The 4,822-nt window shown below is 42.3% G+C and carries 5 protein-coding genes; all 5 read right to left on the bottom strand.

Going from position 1 to position 4,822, the window contains the following annotated elements:
• Positions 1–153: 153 nt before the first annotated feature.
• The 5 genes from BZK24_RS08225 to galU are packed head-to-tail and all read right to left on the bottom strand — an operon-like array spanning position 154 to position 4,764.
• On the bottom strand, positions 154–744 hold the full coding sequence (locus BZK24_RS08225) for a uracil-DNA glycosylase family protein (RefSeq protein WP_077657136.1): 591 nt from the start codon (positions 742–744) through the stop codon (positions 154–156).
• 44 nt (positions 745–788) lie between these two features.
• Positions 789–2,195 carry an aspartate ammonia-lyase gene (aspA, locus tag BZK24_RS08220; RefSeq protein ID WP_077657134.1) on the bottom strand — a complete coding sequence of 469 codons (1,407 nt, stop codon included), beginning with the start codon at positions 2,193–2,195 and terminating at the stop codon, positions 789–791.
• A gap of 57 nt (positions 2,196–2,252) precedes the next feature.
• Positions 2,253–3,521 carry a UDP-N-acetylglucosamine 1-carboxyvinyltransferase gene (murA, locus tag BZK24_RS08215; protein WP_077657133.1) on the bottom strand — a complete coding sequence of 423 codons (1,269 nt, stop codon included), beginning with the start codon at positions 3,519–3,521 and terminating at the stop codon, positions 2,253–2,255.
• A gap of 2 nt (positions 3,522–3,523) precedes the next feature.
• Complete coding sequence (locus tag BZK24_RS08210) at positions 3,524–3,931, bottom strand: hypothetical protein (RefSeq protein WP_000527545.1); 408 nt, start codon at positions 3,929–3,931, stop codon at positions 3,524–3,526.
• A gap of 11 nt (positions 3,932–3,942) precedes the next feature.
• Positions 3,943–4,764 (bottom strand): UTP--glucose-1-phosphate uridylyltransferase GalU, encoded by an 822-nt coding sequence (galU, locus tag BZK24_RS08205; protein WP_000591498.1) that lies wholly within the window; start codon positions 4,762–4,764, stop codon positions 3,943–3,945.
• Between the last annotated feature and the right edge of the window lie 58 nt (positions 4,765–4,822).

Below are 4,822 nucleotides of genomic sequence, written 5' to 3'. Positions count from 1 at the left end.
TTTGAGGGTTAATTATGAGCGCCTATTACAAAACGCTTCGCCTTTGTTGGAACTCTCTCAAAACACCACTTTTAAAATCTATCGCAAAGCTTATCAAAAATCCTTGCCTTTGTTGCGCGCCATAAGGAGATGGGTTAAAAAATAAGGCGTATTTTAAGACTGATTAAGAAATTGGAGCGCTATTTTAAAATGTGCTAACGCTTCTTTTTTGAGCGTGGGGTTTTTGAGCATGTCCTCTAAAGCATGGGTGCTTAAAAAATGTTTGGTTTTTAAAGACACGATGCGCCCAAAGGACTCTTCTTTAGAAAGGTTTAAAAGGCGTTTGGGCAAAATCTCGCCAAATACCACAATGACTTTTGAAGCGCTGTTGTCTAATTGCCATGTTAAATGAGGCAGGCATGCATTGATTTCTTCTTCTAAATTGAGGCTGTTAGAGTCGCATTTAAGGAGCGATAAAATACTGCAATCTTTTAAGGGGTAGTTAAAAACCTTTTGGATAATGCTCTCCAACATGGCCGCTTTTAAATTGTTTAAGAAATGTAATTGGCTATCCAGCATGGGGGTGAGCGTGATAAAAGCGAGCTTGGAAGTGGGGTTAAAAAGCCCAATCACCGGTTTTGAATGTTGGTAGCGTTTGCACAAATTGCAATTTTCTATACCCTCATGAACTTGTTTGTTAAGGGGCTTATTTTGGGGCTTGGTAAGGCTGATATTGGTGTAAGTTTCGCCCAAAAGACGCTCCATATAAAGGGAGCGTAAAATTTGAAGGCGTGAAAGTTGCAAAGCGTTCAGTCTTTATGTTTTTTGAAAGCGTGAGGGCTTAGCATGTTTTCTGGCTTGAAAATATCATCCAGTTGCTCTTTGGTTAAGATTTTCTTTTCTAAAGCGATGTCATAGATAGAGCGATCGCTTTTTAAGGCTTCTTTAGCGATCATAGCGGATTTTTCATAGCCGATATGAGGGTTTAGCGCGGTAACAATGCCAATGCTGTTAAAGACATAATCGTGGCAAATCTTTTCATTAGCCGTGATGCCTTCCACGCATTTAGTCGTTAAGGTTTCAATCGCACGCCCCAAAATCACAAAGGAATGGAAAAGCTTATAAGCGATAACCGGCTCAAACACATTGAGTTGCAATTGCCCTCCTTCTGCGGCTAACGCCACGCTCAAATCATTCCCAATCACCGCAAAGCACACTTGATTGACCACTTCAGGAATCACCGGATTGACTTTACCGGGCATGATAGAGCTGCCCGGCTGCATTTTAGGCAAATTGATTTCATTCAGTCCGGCTCTAGGGCCTGAGCTAAGCAACCTGAGATCGTTACAAACCTTAGAAAGTTTCACTGCAATACGCTTTAACACCCCACTCACTTGCACATACGCCCCCGTGCTTTGAGTGGCTTCTATCAAGTTATTAGCCATGACAAAGGGGCGGCCCGTTACTTCTTGGATTTTCTTTTCAATCAAACTGCGATAATCCGGGTGCGAATTGATCCCTGTGCCAATAGCCGTTCCGCCTAAATTAAGCTCTCTTACCCAATTCCTAGCGTCTAAAACCTGCTCAATATCCCTATCAACCATCAAAGCGTAAGTTTCAAACTCTTGGCCTAAAGTCATAGGCACAGCGTCTTGAAGTTGGGTGCGCCCCATTTTAATCACATGAGCAAATTCCTTAGCTTTTTGAGCGAAAGCGTCCCTTAAAGCCTTCATGGGAGCGACTAAATTACTCAAGCGCTCATAAATAGCGATTTTTAACGCGCTAGGATAAGCGTCATTGGTGGATTGAGAGCGATTGACATGGTCGTTGGGGTGGCAAAATTCATACTCGCCCTTTTTATGCCCCATGTATTCTAAAGCCAAATTAGCAATCACTTCATTCATGTTCATGTTCGTGCTTGTGCCAGCCCCCCCTTGAATCATATCCACAATAAATTGATCATGGTATTTGCCATCAATCAACAAATCGCACGCATGGCAAATCGCAATTTTAAGCTTTTCATCAATCAAGCCTAATTGCGCATTCGCTAAAGCAGCCGCTTTTTTGACTTGAGCGAAAGATTTGATAAAAACAGGATAACTGCAAAGCTTGTCGTTGGTGATGAAAAAATTTTCACTCGCTCTTAAAGTTTGAATCCCGTAATAAACCTCGTCGCTAATTTCCATTTGCCCAATGAAATCATGCTCAATACGCATAAAAGCTCCTTATGTAATAATTGAAAAATATTCTAGCTATTGTAACCAAATCTTGGATTATTTTTCTTTTAAACGCAACACTTTTGCCCCTAAGGCGTTGATTTTATCCTCTAATCTCTCATAACCCCTATCCAAGTGGTAAATCCTATGCACCCTACTCACGCCCTTAGCCACTAAAGCGGCTAAAACGAGAGCCGAAGAAGCCCTTAAATCCGTCGCCATCACATCGCTTCCGGTAAGCTCTGTGGATCCGCTAATGGTAGCCACATTCGTTTTTAGGCTGATATTAGCCCCCAAGCGTTGCAACTCGCTCGCATGCATGAAGCGGTTTTCAAAAAGCGTCTCTTCAATCACGCTCGTCCCCAAACACTGCGTGGCTAACGCCATGAATTGCGCTTGCATGTCTGTGGGAAAGCCCGGGTATTCTTTCGTGGTGATTTCAAAGGCTTGGCGTTTTTTGGCCGGGTAAATTTCTATAGAATTTTCTTGAATGTCTAGCGAAAAACCAATTTCTATGAGCTTGTCGGTGATCGCTTGAAGGTGGTTAGGAATGATACGATTGATTTTAAGTTGGCTGTTAGTGATAGCCCCCACGCACACATAAGTGCCTGCTTCAATCCTATCCGGTATGATTTGAATGTCTTTTAAATTTAAAGCGTCGCTTTCTACCCCCCTAATCTTTAGCTCACTGCTGCCAACGCCCTCAATTTCTACGCCTCCGCTTTGTAAAAACGCGCACAATTGAGCGATTTCTGGCTCTTTAGCGGCGTTAATGATGCGCGTGATCCCTTGAGCTAAGCTTGCAGCCATGAGGGCGTTTTCTGTGCCTGTAACGCTGATTTTATCAAATAAAATATCATTCCCTTTCAAGCCTTTAGGGGCTTTTGCATGGATATAGCCTTGCTCAATTTTGATTTCAGCCCCTAATTGTTGCATTGCTTTTAAATGCAAATCCACAGGCCTTGCTCCTATAGCGCACCCACCGGGCAAACTCACCAAGCATTCTTTAAAACGCGCTAATAGTGGGCCTAAAACCAAAATGGAAGCGCGCATTTTACGCACTAAATCGTAAGTGGCTTCGGTGTGGTGCAGGGATTTGGCGCTGAGTTGGAGCGTGTGTGGGTTAAGCCATTCTAATTCTGCGCCTAAATTTTGCAACAATAACGCCATCGCTTTTATATCCACCACTTGGGGCAGAGATTTGATTTTGACTTCTTGGCGGCTTAAAAGCGTGGCGGCTAAAATGGGGAGCGCGGAGTTTTTCGCCCCAGAAATTTCTACCTCCCCTTTTAAAGGGACTTGTCCTACAATCTCTAAAAAGTCCAATTCTATCCTTTTTCTTTTTTATTCTTAAGGGCTAAGCCGGTAGCGTTAGCGATTTTTTGTTGGTAATTAGGGTTAGCGTTTTCTAATTCTTGCCCAAAATTAATAGCGTCTTCTAATTCAAAAAATTCTGAAGCGACTAAGTTTTGGATCGTTTCTAGCCACAGAGTTTCTTTGTCTTTAGGGCAGATTTTAAAACGCTCATTGAAGCGGTTTTTCAGTTTTTCTAAAGCTGGCACGCTTTGAAGGTTTTTGATTTGTTCGTTTAAATTTTCCAAAGAGAGGTTTTTATTAGGGATCTCTTGCTTTAAGGGAGGGCGAGTAAGCCTCCAAACAAGCCCCACCAATAACACAGGCAGCAAGCATACAAAGAGGATCAAATACATGTAAGCGTAATAAGTCAAATTACCCATATTGATAAGATTTATAAGCGTTTTTTATAATAGGCGTTACTCGCTTCAATATAGCCTTCCACGCTCCCGCAATCGTATCGTTTGCCTTTGAATTGGTAAGCGATGATGCGCTTTCTTTTGGCTTGAGTGAGTAAAGCGTCTGTGATTTGGATTTCATTGTTTTTACCCGGTTTCGTCTCGCTTAAAATTTCAAAAATATCTGGGGTTAAAATGTAGCGCCCTATCACGGCTAGGTTGCTTGGGGCGTCTTCTTGGCTTGGTTTTTCCACCATGTCTTTAATCTCATACACCCCCTCTTCTAACCATTCGCCCCTGATCACGCCGTATTTTGAAACTTCTTCTAGCGCTACTTCTTCAATGGCTACAATGGAGCATTGGTATTTTTGATACAATGAAGTCATTTGCTTTAGCACGCTGGGATAATCATGGCTTATGCACAAGTCATCGGCTAAAATCACCGCAAAAGGCTCATTGCCTATGAGGGCTTCTCCGGTTAAAATCGCATGCCCTAGGCCTTTCATTTGCTTTTGGCGCACATAGGAAAAACAGCATTTTTCTATAATGTTACGAATGCTTTTTAGGGCATTTTCTTTGTTAGTGCCTTGGATTTGATGCTCTATTTCATAGCTCGTGTCAAAATAATCTTCTAAACTTCGTTTATTCCTACCCGTAACGATCGCCATCACTTCACAGCCCGCTTCCATCGCTTCTTCTACAGCGTATTGGATTAAAGGCTTATCCACAATGGGCAGCATTTCTTTAGGAATGGTTTTAGTGATCGGCAAAAAGCGCGTGCCATAGCCAGCGGCAGGAAAAAGGCATTTTTTAATCATGGTTTGTCCTTTGAGTTAAGAGTTTGTTCTAAAAACGCATCAATAGGGATGAAATTCC

It is taken from the genome of Helicobacter pylori (assembly GCF_001998165.1).
Taxonomy (GTDB): domain Bacteria; phylum Campylobacterota; class Campylobacteria; order Campylobacterales; family Helicobacteraceae; genus Helicobacter; species Helicobacter pylori_DL.
Note: the sequence above shows the minus strand (reverse complement) of the source record. Positions and strands in the feature narration are given on the sequence as shown.